The sequence below is a fragment of the Streptomyces sp. NPDC059957 genome (assembly GCF_042730015.1).
In the GTDB taxonomy this organism is placed as follows: Bacteria; Actinomycetota; Actinomycetes; order Streptomycetales; family Streptomycetaceae; genus Streptomyces.
Genome location: NZ_JBHWMB010000008.1, coordinates 176221 through 190417, shown reverse-complemented (window position 1 = coordinate 190417; position 14197 = coordinate 176221). Strand labels below are relative to the sequence as shown.

General features: G+C 72.5%; 11 protein-coding genes. 8 read left to right on the top strand and 3 right to left on the bottom strand.

What is annotated here, in order from left to right:
• The 7 genes from ACFWBW_RS08365 to ACFWBW_RS08335 all read left to right on the top strand — a co-directional run.
• A partial coding sequence (locus ACFWBW_RS08365) for a DNA translocase FtsK (RefSeq protein WP_385369593.1) occupies nt 1–1769 on the top strand: 1769 nt, incomplete at its 5' end.
• A gap of 204 nt (nt 1770–1973) precedes the next feature.
• Complete coding sequence (locus tag ACFWBW_RS08360; protein ID WP_385369591.1) at nt 1974–2870, top strand: helix-turn-helix domain-containing protein; 897 nt, start codon at nt 1974–1976, stop codon at nt 2868–2870.
• A gap of 113 nt (nt 2871–2983) precedes the next feature.
• Nucleotides 2984–4486: a 30S ribosomal protein S12 methylthiotransferase RimO gene (gene rimO, locus ACFWBW_RS08355; protein WP_385369589.1), complete on the top strand. Its 1503-nt coding sequence runs from the start codon at nt 2984–2986 to the stop codon at nt 4484–4486.
• Nucleotides 4483–5139: a CDP-diacylglycerol--glycerol-3-phosphate 3-phosphatidyltransferase gene (gene pgsA / locus ACFWBW_RS08350; protein WP_327255230.1), complete on the top strand. Its 657-nt coding sequence runs from the start codon at nt 4483–4485 to the stop codon at nt 5137–5139. Before rimO ends, pgsA begins: the two co-directional genes overlap by 4 nt.
• Before the next feature lie 62 nt (nt 5140–5201).
• A complete protein-coding gene (locus tag ACFWBW_RS08345) occupies nt 5202–5741 on the top strand; it encodes a CinA family protein (RefSeq protein ID WP_385369620.1) in 540 nt (179 codons plus the stop codon).
• 109 nt (nt 5742–5850) lie between these two features.
• Entirely contained in the window at nt 5851–6231 is a 381-nt protein-coding gene (locus tag ACFWBW_RS08340; protein ID WP_112451800.1) for a helix-turn-helix domain-containing protein, read from the top strand.
• 215 nt (nt 6232–6446) lie between these two features.
• Complete coding sequence (locus ACFWBW_RS08335; protein ID WP_385369586.1) at nt 6447–6806, top strand: hypothetical protein; 360 nt, start codon at nt 6447–6449, stop codon at nt 6804–6806.
• A 98-nt stretch (nt 6807–6904) separates the two neighbouring features.
• Here ACFWBW_RS08335 and ACFWBW_RS08330 read toward each other — a convergent pair whose 3' ends face one another.
• The gene (locus ACFWBW_RS08330; RefSeq protein ID WP_385369584.1) at nt 6905–7672 is read right to left on the bottom strand and encodes an SDR family NAD(P)-dependent oxidoreductase; all 768 of its coding nucleotides are present in this window, start codon (nt 7670–7672) and stop codon (nt 6905–6907) included.
• A gap of 36 nt (nt 7673–7708) precedes the next feature.
• Complete coding sequence (locus ACFWBW_RS08325; RefSeq protein ID WP_385369582.1) at nt 7709–8566, bottom strand: zinc finger domain-containing protein; 858 nt, start codon at nt 8564–8566, stop codon at nt 7709–7711.
• A 286-nt stretch (nt 8567–8852) separates the two neighbouring features.
• Between ACFWBW_RS08325 and ACFWBW_RS08320 the strand changes: the two genes are divergently transcribed.
• On the top strand, nt 8853–9497 hold the full coding sequence (locus tag ACFWBW_RS08320) for a dihydrofolate reductase family protein (RefSeq protein WP_385369580.1): 645 nt from the start codon (nt 8853–8855) through the stop codon (nt 9495–9497).
• A gap of 15 nt (nt 9498–9512) precedes the next feature.
• Here the strand turns inward: ACFWBW_RS08320 and ACFWBW_RS08315 are convergent, their stop codons facing one another.
• A complete protein-coding gene (locus tag ACFWBW_RS08315; protein WP_385369578.1) occupies nt 9513–14117 on the bottom strand; it encodes an ATP-dependent helicase in 4605 nt (1534 codons plus the stop codon).
• Nucleotides 14118–14197 lie beyond the last annotated feature (80 nt).

The following is a 14197-nucleotide window of genomic DNA, read 5'->3' as shown; positions in this document are numbered from 1 at the left end:
GGGTGGTGTACGGCGGGATGCCGCCCTCCCCGCTGGTCGCCGACCTCACGCAGGGCATCTCGGTGGAGCGCGAGGGCGCGGAGATCACCGCTCCGGTCCCGTCGGCCCGGGAGGAGGGGCCCGCCCGCGAGGAGCAGCCGGCCCGCGAGGAGAAGCCCGCCGCTGCGGCGGCCCCGCCGCACGACACCACCGCGGCGGCCTCCGGGACGCTGTCGGTTCCCGACCTGACCAAGGCCCCGCCCGAGACCCAGGCGCTGCCGCCCCGCGCCGAGCAGCTCCAGCTGCGCGGGGACATCACGTACTCCCTGCCCTCGCTGGACCTGCTGGAGAAGGGCGGGCCGGGCAAGACCCGCAGCGCCGCGAACGACGCGGTCGTGGCCTCGCTGACGAACGTGTTCATGGAGTTCAAGGTCGACGCGAAGGTCACCGGTTTCACCCGGGGGCCGACGGTGACCCGCTACGAGGTGGAGCTGGGCCCGGCCGTGAAGGTGGAGCGGATCACGGCGCTGGCGAAGAACATCGCCTACGCCGTGGCCTCGCCCGACGTGCGCATCATCAGCCCGATCCCGGGCAAGTCGGCGGTCGGCATCGAGATCCCGAACACCGACCGCGAGATGGTCAACCTGGGGGACGTGCTGCGGCTGGCGGACGCCGCCGAGGACGACCACCCGATGCTCGTCGCGCTCGGCAAGGACGTCGAGGGCGGCTACGTCATGGCCAACCTGGCGAAGATGCCGCACGTGCTGGTCGCCGGAGCCACTGGTTCCGGTAAGTCCTCCTGCATCAACTGCCTGATCACCTCGGTGATGGTGCGGGCCACCCCGGAGGACGTCCGGATGGTGCTCGTGGACCCCAAGCGGGTGGAGCTGACGGCGTACGAGGGCATCCCGCACCTGATCACGCCGATCATCACCAACCCCAAGCGGGCCGCCGAGGCCCTCCAGTGGGTCGTGCGCGAGATGGACCTGCGCTACGACGACCTGGCGGCCTTCGGGTACCGGCACATCGACGACTTCAACAAGGCGATCCGCGACGGCAAGATCAAACTGCCGCCGGGCAGCGAGCGGGAGCTGAGCCCGTACCCGTACCTGCTGGTGATCGTCGACGAGCTCGCCGACCTGATGATGGTGGCCCCGCGCGACGTGGAGGACTCGATCGTCCGCATCACCCAGCTGGCCCGTGCGGCCGGCATCCACCTGGTGCTCGCCACGCAGCGGCCCTCGGTGGACGTGGTGACCGGTCTGATCAAGGCGAACGTGCCCTCCCGCCTGGCCTTCGCGACCTCCTCGCTCGCCGACAGCCGGGTCATCCTCGACCAGCCGGGCGCGGAGAAGCTCATCGGCAAGGGCGACGGGCTGTTCCTGCCCATGGGCGCGAACAAGCCCGTGCGGCTCCAGGGCGCCTTCGTCACCGAGGACGAGATCGCCGGGATCGTGCAGCACTGCAAGGATCAGATGGCGCCGGTCTTCCGCAACGACGTCACCGTCGGGCAGAAGCAGAAGAAGGAGATCGACGAGGAGATCGGCGACGACCTGGACCTGCTGTGCCAGGCGGCCGAGCTGGTCGTCTCGACGCAGTTCGGGTCCACCTCGATGCTCCAGCGCAAGCTGCGGGTCGGCTTCGCGAAGGCCGGGCGGCTGATGGACCTGATGGAGTCGCGGGGGATCGTCGGACCGAGCGAGGGGTCCAAGGCGCGCGACGTGCTGCTGAAGGCCGACGAACTGGACGGCGTGCTCGCGGTCATCCGGGGGGAGACTCCTCCCGAGTAACGCGCAAAGGATCGGGGGCAACCGTTTCCCCGGGTCGCGTGTCTAGTTGAGGGAGGTGGCGGCCTGTTCCGGGTCGCCGCACCGGGCGGGAGCCCCCTGGCCATTCGTATGGCGTAGGAAGGCCCCCCTCCGGTTGCCTCACCCTTTCGTCACCCCCCTAGACTGGACTTCCAGCAGGTGGCTACACGCTCGAAAGGCGCCCTCGTGTCCATCGGCAACGCCAACTCCCCCGAAGATGAGCGGCCTTCGACCGACGACCGGTCCGAGGACCGCCTCGTCGAACGTTCCGTCGATGAGCCGTCCATCGGGACGGCCCTCAAGAAGGCCCGGATCGCCGCCGGGCTGACTGTCGACGAGGTCAGTTCCACCACCCGCGTGCGCATTCCGATCGTGCACGCGATCGAATCCGACGATTTCACGCGCTGCGGCGGCGATGTCTATGCCCGCGGCCACATCCGTACGCTCGCCCGTGCCGTACGACTCGATCCGGAACCCCTGATCGACAGCTACGACGCGGCCCACGGCGGCCGGCCGGCACCCACCCCCGCCGCGCCGATGTTCGAAGCCGAGCGGATCCGCCCCGAACGGCAGCGGCCCAACTGGACCGCCGCCATGGTCGCCGCCATCGTCGCCGTGATCGGCTTCGTCGGCTTCACGGCCTTCGGCGGCGCCGACGAGAAGGCCAAGCGGCCGGTGGCGGAAGGTTCCGCCGCGCCGAAGCCCGCGCCCACCCCCAACGCCTCCAAGCCCTCGGTCCAGGCGCCGCCGGCGCCTACGGCTCCCAAGCCGGAGCCCTCGGACAGCGCCATCGCCGCCGCGCCCAAGGACCTCGTCACGGTCGTCCTGACGGCCAACGACGGGGAGAGCTGGATCTCGGCCAAGGACCACAGTGGCCGGCTCCTCTTCGACGGCACCCTCGAACAGGGTCAGTCGAAGACGTTCACGGACAAGGAGTCGATCGACCTGGTGCTCGGTGACGCCGGGGTCGTGAAGCTCTTCGTGAACGGCAAGGAGATCAAGGACGAGTTCCAGCCCGGACAGGTGGAACGTCTCACATACACCAAGGACGACCCCCGTGAGGGCCAGGCCCAGGCGGGCTGACCAGCAGGGAATAAAACGTTCCGGATCCCCGGGGTGCCGTGTCGCACCCCGGGGATCTTGTCGTCCGGGACGGGAGGCGGGGGCCGGTGCCGGGACGAAGTAGTCTTGAGTCCATGCCCGAACGCCGTACCGTCGCCCTTGTCACTCTTGGCTGCGCCCGTAACGAGGTGGACTCGGAGGAGCTCGCAGGCCGCTTGGCGGCGGATGGCTGGGAGCTCGTCGAGGACGCCGCCGACGCGGACGTAGCCGTCGTCAACACCTGCGGCTTTGTCGAAGCCGCCAAGAAGGACTCCGTAGACGCCCTGCTGGAGGCCAATGATCTCAAGGATCACGGCCGCACGCAGGCCGTCGTAGCCGTCGGCTGTATGGCCGAGCGCTACGGCAAGGAACTTGCCGAAGCGCTCCCCGAGGCCGACGGCGTGCTCGGCTTCGACGACTACGCCGACATCTCCGACCGCCTCCAGACCATCCTCAACGGCGGCATCCACGCCTCCCACACCCCGCGCGACCGGCGCAAGCTGCTGCCGATCAGCCCGGCCGAGCGCCAGGACGCCGACGTGGCCCTGCCGGGCCACGCGCAGGAGCCGGAGCCCGCCCCCGAGGATCTGCCCGACGGCGTTGCGCCCGCCTCCGGCCCGCGTGCGCCGCTGCGCCGCCGGCTGGACAAGAGCCCGGTCGCCTCGGTCAAGCTCGCCTCCGGCTGCGACCGGCGCTGCTCCTTCTGCGCCATCCCGTCCTTCCGCGGCTCCTTCATCTCCCGCCGCCCCAGCGACGTGCTGGGCGAGACGCGCTGGCTCGCGGAGCAGGGCGTCAAGGAGATCATGCTGGTCTCCGAGAACAACACCTCGTACGGCAAGGACCTGGGCGACATCCGCCTGCTGGAGACCCTGCTGCCCGAGCTGGCCGAGGTGGACGGCATCGAGCGCGTCCGCGTCAGCTACCTCCAGCCCGCCGAGATGCGGCCCGGCCTGATCGACGTACTCACCTCGACCCCCAAGGTCGTCCCGTACTTCGACCTCTCCTTCCAGCACTCGGCCCCCGACGTGCTGCGCGCCATGCGCCGCTTCGGTGACACCGACCGGTTCCTGGAGCTGCTGGACACCATCCGCTCCAAGGCCCCGACGGCCGGCGTCCGGTCCAACTTCATCGTCGGCTTCCCCGGCGAGAAGGAGTCGGACTTCGCCGAGCTGGAGCGTTTCCTTAACGGCGCGCGGCTCGACGCCATCGGCGTCTTCGGCTACTCCGACGAGGACGGCACCGAGGCCGTCACGTACGAGAACAAGCTGGACGCCGACACCATCGCCGAGCGCCTCGCCCACATGCAGCGCCTCGCCGAGGAGCTCACCTCGCAGCGCGCGGAGGAGCGGATCGGAGAGACGCTGGAGGTGCTCGTCGAGACGGTCGTCCCGATCGACGCGTCCGCCGACGAGTACGACGGCGAGGGCGCCTACGGGCGCGCCGCCCACCAGGCCCCCGAGACCGACGGCCAGGTCGTCTTCACGGACGGCACGGGCCTGGTCCCGGGGCGTATCGTCACGGCGAAGGTGGTCGGCACCCTGGGTGTGGACCTGGTGGCGGAGCCCCTGGGCGTGGATCTTGAGGAGGCGGCCGGATGACCGGAGCCCCGGCATCTGCGGCGGGCGGGACCGGCCGCCGGCCCGCGCCCGGCGCGAAGCTGGGCGCCGCGGCGGTCAATCAGGCCAGCCTGTGGAACATCGCCAACATCCTGACGATGATCCGGCTGGTCCTGGTGCCGGGATTCGTGATGCTGCTGCTCGCCGACGGGGGCTACGACCCCGTCTGGCGGGCGCTGGCGTGGGCGGCGTTCGCCGTCGCCATGATCACCGACATCTTCGACGGACACCTGGCCCGTACGTACAACCTGGTCACGGACTTCGGGAAGATCGCCGACCCCATCGCCGACAAGGCGATCATGGGGTCGGCATTGGTGTGTCTGTCCTGGCTCGGTGATCTGCCCTGGTGGGTCACCGGAGTGATCCTCGGCCGGGAACTCGGGATCACGCTCATGCGTTTCTGGGTCATCAGGTACGGAGTGATTCCCGCGAGCCGGGGCGGGAAGCTGAAGACCCTGACCCAGGGCGTGGCGGTGGGCATGTACGTGCTCGCGCTGACCGGGCCGCTGGCGACGCTGCGGTTCTGGGTGATGGCGGCCGCCGTCGTCCTGACCGTCGTCACCGGTCTGGACTACGTCCGGCAGGCCGTCGTGCTCCGGCGCAAGGGGCTCGCGGCGGAGCGTGCCGCGCGGTGAACCTGCCGGAGGGCGACGCGGCGGTGCAAGAAGCGGGCGGATCCCAGGTGCCTGATGAAGCGGTGCGGAATGTCGCGGGTGCTGCTGGGGACACTGGGGCAGTTGCGGCTGATGTGCTGCGACTCCTTGCGGAGAGTAACGGTACGGTCGCTGTAGCGGAGTCGCTGACCGGCGGAATGGTGGCCGCGGAGCTGACGGCCGTCCCGGGCGCCTCCAAGTCCTTCCGCGGATCCGTCACGGCGTACGCGACCGAGATCAAGCACCGGGTGCTGGGTGTGGACGCCGGGCTGCTCGCGGCCGAAGGCGCGGTGAACGCGCAGGTCGCGGAGGAGATGGCGGCCGGGGTCCGGCACCTGCTCGGCGCCTCCTGGGGCATCGCGACCACCGGAGTGGCCGGTCCCGACCCTCAGGACGGGCAGCCGGTGGGCACCGTTTTCATCGCCGTCGCAGGTCCCGGGGGCAGGAAAACGGCCCGGCTGCGGTTGAAAGGCTCCCGTGCGGAAATCCGTAGGGAGAGCACACGGACAGTGCTCGAGCTGTTCTCGAGCGAACTCCGCGAGAATCTGCGGGGGCAGGATACGGAACAGGACGGGGGGATTTGATGTTTGCAGCCCTGAGTGAACACGACATCGCTCCCCGCACGGCCGCCGCCCGAGGCGGTACGGTGGGGCGTGAAGGTTACGGCTACACGGTCAGAGGAGGGAGCCACCGATGATTCTGCTCCGTCGCCTGCTGGGTGACGTGCTGCGTCGGCAGCGCCAGCGCCAGGGCCGTACTCTGCGCGAAGTCTCCTCGTCCGCCCGAGTTTCGCTCGGCTATCTCTCCGAGGTGGAGCGGGGGCAGAAGGAGGCATCCTCCGAGCTGCTCTCCGCGATCTGCGACGCGCTTGACGTACGGATGTCAGAGCTGATGCGGGAAGTCAGCGACGAGCTTTCGCTCGCCGAGCTGGCCCAGTCCGCCGCGGCGAGCGAACCGGTGTCCGCACCGGTCCGCCCGATGCTCAATTCGGTATCCGTGGCCTCGGTCACGGGTGGCCCGGAACGGGTGACCATCAAGGCGCCCGTGGAAGCGGTGAACGTCGTAGCCGCGTGATGCGTGCGTGCGTGTTGAGCGTATGAGTGTGGCCGGAGCCCCGGCCGGTGCCCCTCGGGCCCCGGCCGGGGCTCCTTGCCGTTCCTGGGGCGGGTGTGGCGTGGGTGCCGTTCCGGTGCGCCGTGGAGGGGGAGCGGGCGGGGTGCGGGTACGGGCGGGGTGCGGGAGGATGGGCCCGTTCGGGTCTCCGGCCCCTGGAGGTGGCCGTGCGGCGGTTGCTGGGTATACCCGTGGGTCTGGCCCTCGCGCTGTCGGTGGGCGTCCTGTGGTGGTGGGCCGTGCTGCGGCTCGTGCTGGCGCCGGCCGAGGCCGGGCCGGTGGAGGGTGCGGTCGCCGTCGGAGGATGGGGACTGGGGCTGCTGCCGGTGCACTGCGTGCCGGGGCCGGTGGGCCGCCGTCGCCGCGGGGCGGCGGGCGGCGGGCGCGGTGGCGGGGACGGAGGCGCCGCGGGCAACGGAGGCGTCCCGGGGAGCGGTGGGGAGCGGGCTGCTTCCGGGCCGGTGGCGGTCGGGGAGTCGGGGGCGGTGCCTCCGGGAGGCGGGGAGCAGGGGGCCGGCCATCGGGGCCGGGGGTAACGGGGCCGGGGGTAACGGGGCCGGGGGTGACGGGGCCAGGGGTGACGGGGCCGGATGATCGGGTGCCCTGCGCGTGCCCTGCGGGTGTGGTCGGGTGGTTACCAGGGCATGGCGACTCCACCGTTCGGGCGAAGGATCTGGCCCGTCATGAAGGAAGAGGCGTCCGAGGCGAGGTAGAGCACTGCCTGGGCTATGTCCTCGGGCTCGCCCACGCGGCGCAGCGGGGACATCCGCGTCATCATCGCCTCGGTCTGCTCCTGCACCTCGGGGCTGTGCCGGCCGGTCATCGGGGTGCGGATCCACCCGGGTGCGACGGCGTTGACGCGGATGCCGTGCGGGCCGACCTCGGTGGCGAGGGTCTTGGTCAGCTGGACGACGGCGGCCTTGGCGGCGCTGTAGCAGAGCAGGCCGGGCTGGGCGGCGTCCACGGCGCCGGAGGCCATGGTGATGATCGAACCGGGCCGGCCGGCCGCGATCATGGCGCGGGCGGCCTCCTGGCAGGTGCGCAGCACCCCCTTGAAGTTGATGTCCAGGACCCGGTCGAGGTCCTCGTCGGACGTCTCCAGGACGCTGCTGCTGTGCATGATTCCGGCGATCGCGGCGGTGATGTCGAGGGGCCCGGCCTGCGCGATCGACGCCTTGATCGCGGCACGGTCGGTCACGTCGAGGGGGTGGGCGGTGGCCCGGCCGCCGGCCTTGGTGATCAGTTCGACGGTTTCCTTCAGGCCCTGGTCGTCGCGGTCCGCGCAATGGACGGCGGCTCCGGCCTCGGCGAGGAGTAGGGCGGTGGCCCGGCCGATGCCGCTGGCGGCGCCGGTGATCAGGGCGGTCCGGCCGGTGAGTTCGTACGCGCTGGGTGTAGGCATGCGGGGACGGTACGACCGGATCTGACGGGCCGTCAACTAAGGCGTCGGGCCGGATTGGCAACGGGGACACCAGTAGGTGGGGCGGTCGTCCTGGGGGGCCTCGCGGACGGGGGTGCCGCAGCGCAGGCAGGGGCGGTGGGTACGTCCGTACACGAACAGGTCCTGACCGGGGCGGCGGCTGCCGGTGGTGTTGCGGTGGCGGTCCTTGTTCGCGTCCAGGAGCCGGTGCGCGGCGGCGGCGAGGCGGGGGAGGGTGCCGGCCGGCAGGTCGCCCACCGGGGTCCAGGGCGTGACCTGGGCGAGGAAGCAGAGCTCGGCCTTGTAGATGTTGCCGATGCCGGCCAGGTTGCGCTGATCGAGGAGGGCCTCGCCGAGGGGGCGGGCGGGGGCGGCGAGGAGGTTCGCGGCGGCGGCCGCCTCGTTCCAGTCGGGACCCAGGAGGTCGGGGCCGAGGTGGCCGACGGCGCGGTGTTCGTCGGCCGTGCGGAGCAGTTCCACGACGGGGAGGCGGTATCCGAAGGCGGTGTGGGTGGCAGTGCCGAGGATGACGCGGATCTGGTGCACGGGGGTGCGGGCGCCACCGGGGGCGCCGGTGGTGGCGGGGAGGATGCGCCAGGTGCCGTCCATGCGGAGGTGGGTGTGGAGGGTGAGGAGGGGGTGTGGGGTGGTTCCCGGGCCGGTGCCTTCGGTGGGTCCGGTGTCTTCGGTGGGTGCCGGGTCGCCGAAGCGGATGAGGAGGTGCTTGCCCCGGGGGACGACGGCGAGGGTGGTGAAGCCGGTGAGGTCGGCGGTGGCGAAGCGGGGGACGCGGAGGTCGGAGCGGGTGAGTTCCTTGCCCGCGAGGGCTTCGCGGAGCCGGGCCGCGGCGCGGTAGACGGAGTCTCCTTCGGGCATGCGTCCATTCTCCTGCGGGGCCGGGTGGTGGGGTGCAGCCGGGCGGGGCGGGGCGGCGCTGCGTGGTGGTTGTCCCCGCCCCGCCCTTCCTCCGTTCCCCGGGGCTCCGCCCCGGCCTCTGGTTCCGGGCCTCTGGTTCCGGGCCCCGGTTCCGGGCTCCGCGCCTCGGTCCGGTGGCTTCGGTGATCCTCGAGCGGCAGTGTTTGTCTGGACGCCGCGGATGCAGCGATGAGTTTGCCCGGCTCGGAGAGTCTCACCATCGTTATCGCGATCACAGGAGGAACACGTGGCTCAGCTACTGAGGGTCCAGAACTTCAACGTCTCGAGTGACGGGATCGGTGCCGGCGAGGACCAGACCCTGGAGAGGCCGTTCGGCCATGTCGATCCCGGGAGGCTGTTCTCCTGGTGCGGCGCCACCGCGAGCTGGCCGATGCGCACCGACCCCGGGGGCAGCCGGGGCCTCGACGACTACTTCACGCGGGACTTCGCACACAACATCGGTGCCGAGATCATGGGCCGCAACAAGTTCGGGCCCCTGCGCGGGCCCTGGCAGGACCACGAGTGGCAGGGCTGGTGGGGTGACGAGCCCCCGTTCCACTCCCCGGTGTTCGTCATGACCCACCACGAGCGGCCTTCGTTCACGCTCTCCGACACCACGTTCCACTTCGTCGACGCAGACCCGGCCGCGGTCCTCGCTCAGGCCCGGGAAGCGGCGCAGGGCAAGGACGTCCGGCTCGGCGGCGGGGTCACCACCATCAGGCAGTTCCTCGACGCCGACCTCGTCGACACCATGCATGTGGCGGTCTCGCCGGTGAAGCTCGGGTCCGGACTACGGCTCTGGGAGTCCCCGGACGAGCTCCTCGACCGGTTCCACCTGGAGGTCGTGCCCAGCCCGAGCGGGGTGGCGCACCACCTGTTCTGGCGGAAGTGACGGCCCGGTGCCGAGTTAGTGGCGCAGGCGCAGGCCTTGGGGGGTGGCGTGGAAGCCGGCGGCTTCCACGGGTGGGGCGTAGGGGGAGGTGAGGGCGGGGGCGGCGTTGATGCGTTCCAGCGTGAGGGTGGGGAGGGTGCCCTTGCGGGAGGCCATGGTGAGGGCGGAGAGGGCGGCCGTGAGCTGGGGGGCGTCCGGGGCGGGCCACGCCAGGAGGGTTTTGCCGCCCCGCTCCAGGTAGAGGGTGAGTTCGCCGTCGACCAGGACCACCAGGGAGCCGGCCTTGCGCCCCGGCTTGTGGGTGGCTCCGGACGGGGGCTCCGGCCAGGGGAGGGCCGCGCCGTAGGCGTTCGCCGGGTCGGCGGCCGCCAGGACCACCGCGGCCAGCGGGGGCGGGATCCGCTCGGCGGCGCGGAGGCGGTCGACCGCGCCGTCCATGGCGAACTGGGCCGCGCCCAGGCCTTCGACCACGTAGCCCCTGCGGGCCTGGCCGCTGTCCTCGAAGGCGGACAGGACCCGGTAGACCGCACTGAAGCCGCCCTCGACGCCTTCCGCGGCCACCGCGCCCCGGGTCACCACCCCGTGGCGGTCCAGCAGCGTGCGGGCCAGGGCGTGCGCGCGGTGGGTCGGGTCCGCGGCGTGGACCGGGAGCAGGGACCAGCGGCCCGACACCGTGGGCGGGCCCGTACGGGAGGCAGGGGTGGTGAGGGTGCCGTAGCGGCCGCGGGGGATCGTGCGGCGGGCGCGGTGGGCGGTGGCGCCCGCCGTGCGGCCCGAGCCGAGGAGGGAGCGCAGGGGGGCCAGGGTGTCGTTCGTCAGGCGGCCCGACCACGCCAGGTCCCAGACGGCGGAGGAGAGGTCCGCGTCGGAGGCGTCCGGGTGCAGTGCGCGGACCCGGTCGGTGAGCTGGCGGAAGAACAGGCCGTACCCGCCGGAGAGGGCGGAGAGCACCGCTTCGTGGACCGGGGTGAGCTCCAGGGGGTGGGCGGGAGGCAGGAGGAGGGGGGCCGCTTCCGCGAGGTAGAGGGAGATCCAGCCGTCCTTGCCGGGCAGGGCGCCCGCGCCGGCCCAGAGCACTTCCCCCGTGGTGGTGAGCTCGTCCAGGAGGGTGGGGGAGTAGTCCGCCACGCGGGAGGGGAGGATCAGGCGTTCCAGGGCGGAGGCGGGAACCGCGGCGCCCTGGAGCTGCTCGATCGCGCGGGCCAGGCCGTCCACGCCGCGCAGGGCTCCGCCCAGGTGCTGCCACTGGGGGAGGAAAGTGGCGAGGGAGGCCGGAGGGACCGGCTCCAGTTCCTGCCGCAGGGCTGCCAGCGAGCGGCGGCGCAGCCGCCGCAGTACGGTCGCGTCGCACCATTCCTGGCCGATGCCCGCCGGGTGGAACTCGCCCTGGACCACCCGCCCGGCCGCCGCGAGCCGGTGCAGCGCGCCGTCCGTCACGGCCGTGCCCAGCCCGAAGCGGGCGGCGGCGGTGACCGTGGTGAAGGGGCCGTGGGTGCGGGCGTACCGGGCCAGGAGGTCGCCGAGCGGATCCTTCACCGGCTCGGTGAACGCCTCCGGGACGCCGACCGGGAGCGCCGTGCCCAGCGCGTCGCGCAGCCGGCCCGCGTCCTCGATGGCCGCCCAGTGGTCCTCGCCGGCGATCCGGACCCGGATCGCCCGGCGGGAGGCGGCCAGGGACGGAGCCCACTCCGGTTCCGCGCCGCGGGCGGCCAGGTCCGCCGGGGTGAGCGGGCCCAGCAGGCGCAGCAGATCGGCCACCGACTCGGCGTCCTTGGCCCGCCGGTCCTCGGTCAGCCACTGGAGCTCCCGCTCCAGCTCCGTCAGCACCTCCGCGTCGAGCAGCTCGCGGAGCTCCGCCTGGCCGAGCAGCTCGGCCAGCAGCCGGGAGTCCAGCGACAGCGCGGCCGCCCTGCGCTCGGCGAGCGGCGAGTCGCCCTCGTAGAGGAACTGGGCGACGTAACCGAAGAGGAGGGAGCGGGCGAAGGGGGAGGGCTCGACGGTGGTGACCTCGACCAGGCGGACCCGGCGCGCCTCGATGTCCCCCATCAGCTCGGTCAGGCCGGGCACGTCGAAGACGTCCTGCAGGCATTCCCGTACGGCCTCCAGCACGATCGGGAACGAACCGAACTCGGAGGCCACCTGGAGCAGCTGTGAGGCGCGCTGGCGCTGCTGCCACAGCGGGGTGCGCTTGCCCGGGTTGCGGCGCGGCAGCAGCAGGGCGCGCGCCGCGCACTCGCGGAAGCGGGAGGCGAACAGTGCGGAGCCGCCCACCTGGTCGGTGACGATCTGCTGGACCTCCCCGTGGTCGAAGGCGACGTCCGCCGCGCCCAGCGGGGGCTTGTCGTCGTCGAAGTCGAAGGAGGCGGAGGAGGGGCCCCGAGCCGGGTCGTGGTCCAGCAGGTCCAGGTCCATGTTCAGCAGGTCCGCGTCCGGGAGGCGGAGCACGATGCCGTCGTCGGCGTGCATGACCTGCGCGTCCATCCCGTACCGCTCGGAGAGGCGGGCGCCGAGTGCCAGCGCCCAGGGGGCGTGCACCTGGGCGCCGAAGGGGGAGTGGACGACGACCCGCCAGTCGCCGAGCTCGTCGCGGAACCGCTCGACGACGATGGTCCGGTCGTCCGGTACGTGGCCGCAGGCCTCGCGCTGTTCGGCGAGGTAGGACAGGACGTTCTCGGCGGCCCAGGCGTCCAGGCCCGCCGCCAGCAGGCGCAGGCGGGCGTCCTCGGCGGTGAGCCCGCCGAGCTCGCGCAGGAACGCGCCGACCGCGCGGCCCAGCTCCAGCGGGCGGCCCAGCTGGTCGCCCTTCCAGAACGGGAGCCGGCCCGGGACCCCGGGGGCCGGGGTGACCAGGACGCGGTCGCGGGTGATGTCCACGATCCGCCAGGAGGTGGTGCCGAGGGTGAAGACGTCGCCGACGCGGGATTCGTAGACCATCTCCTCGTCGAGCTCGCCGACCCGGCCGCCGCCCTTCTTCGGGTCGGATCCGGCCAGGAAGACGCCGAAGAGCCCGCGGTCCGGGATGGTCCCGCCGGAGGTGACCGCGAGCCGCTGGGCGCCGGGCCGGCCGGTGATCGTACCGGCGACGCGGTCCCACACGACGCGGGGCCTGAGCTCGGCGAACGCGTCCGAGGGATAGCGGCCGGCCAGCATGTCCAGCACCGCGGTGAAGGCCGAGTCCGGCAGCGCCGCGAAGGGGGCCGCCCGCCGCACCAGGGCGAGCAGGTCGTCCAGCTGCCAGGTGTCCATCGCGGTCATCGCGACGAGCTGCTGGGCGAGCACGTCCAGCGGGTTGGAGGGGATCCGCAGGGACTCGATCGAGCCCGTGCGCATCCGCTCGGTGACCACGGCGGCCTGGACGAGGTCGCCCCGGTACTTGGGGAAGACGACCCCGGTGGAGACCGCGCCCACCTGGTGCCCGGCCCGGCCCACCCGCTGGAGCCCGGAGGCCACCGAGGGCGGGGACTCCACCTGGATGACGAGGTCGACGGCGCCCATGTCGATGCCGAGCTCCAGACTGGAGGTGGCGACCACGGCGGGCAGCCGGCCCGCCTTCAAGTCCTCCTCCACCAGCGCCCGCTGCTCCTTGGACACCGAGCCGTGGTGCGCGCGGGCCATCAGCGGCGGAGCGCCCTGGGCGGCGCCCGACTGGGCCATGATCTCGGCCGGGGGCGGGCCCTCGGGCAGCGGGCCGCCGGTGGCCCGCTCGTACGCGATCTCGTTGAGCCGGTTGCACAGGCGCTCGGCGAGGCGGCGGGAGTTGGCGAACACGATGGTGGAGCGGTGGGCCTGGACCAGATCGGCGATCCGCTCCTCCACGTGCGGCCAGATGGAGGGCTTGTCGCCGCCCTCCTTGCCCTCGGTGGCGGGGGAGCCGCCCAACTCGCCCATGTCCTCGACCGGGACGACCACCGACAGGTCGAACTCCTTGGTGGAGGGCGGCTGGACGATCTCCACCTTGCCGCGCGGAGCGAGGTATCGGGCCACCTCCTCCACCGGGCGGACCGTCGCCGACAGGCCGATCCGGCGCGCGGGGCGGGGCAGCAGCTCGTCCAACCGCTCCAGGGACAGCGCGAGATGGGCGCCGCGCTTGGTCCCTGCGACCGCGTGCACCTCGTCCAGGATCACCGTCTCGATCCCGGTCAAGGCCTCGCGGGCCGCCGAGGTCAGCATCAGGAACAGCGACTCCGGGGTGGTGATCAGGATGTCCGGCGGCCGGGTCACCAGCGCGCGCCGCTCGGCCGGCGGGGTATCGCCGGAACGGATCCCGACCCGGATCTCCGGCTCGGGGAGGCCCAGGCGCACCGATTCCTGCCGGATGCCGGTCAGCGGGCTGCGGAGATTGCGCTCCACGTCCACCGCCAGGGCTTTGAGCGGCGAGATGTACAGCACCCGGCAGCGCTTCTTCGGGTCGGCCGGGGGTGGGGTCGAGGCGAGCTGGTCGAGGGCGGCGAGGAAGGCCGCCAGGGTCTTGCCGGAGCCGGTGGGGGCCACCACCAGCACGTCCGAGCCCGCCCCGATGGCCCGCCAGGCGCCCTCCTGGGCGGAGGTGGGCGAGACGAAGGCCCCCGTGAACCAGGAACGGGTCGCGGGGGAGAACGAGTCGAGCGCGGTACCGGACATGCCCCCATCGTGCACCCGCCCACTGACAACGGGCCGGACCTGTGGAAACACCCCGGCCGGGCCGGGCGCAGAATGGGGGA

Coding starts and splice junctions, on each gene's coding strand:
- rimO (WP_385369589.1), top strand. CDS start 2,984: ATGCCCGAACGCCGTACCGTCGCCCTTGTCACTCTTGGCTGCGCCCGT.
- pgsA (WP_327255230.1), top strand. CDS start 4,483: ATGACCGGAGCCCCGGCATCTGCGGCGGGCGGGACCGGCCGCCGGCCC.
- ACFWBW_RS08340 (WP_112451800.1), top strand. CDS start 5,851: ATGATTCTGCTCCGTCGCCTGCTGGGTGACGTGCTGCGTCGGCAGCGC.
- ACFWBW_RS08330 (WP_385369584.1), bottom strand. CDS start 7,672: ATGCCTACACCCAGCGCGTACGAACTCACCGGCCGGACCGCCCTGATC.
- ACFWBW_RS08325 (WP_385369582.1), bottom strand. CDS start 8,566: ATGCCCGAAGGAGACTCCGTCTACCGCGCCGCGGCCCGGCTCCGCGAA.
- ACFWBW_RS08315 (WP_385369578.1), bottom strand. CDS start 14,117: ATGTCCGGTACCGCGCTCGACTCGTTCTCCCCCGCGACCCGTTCCTGG.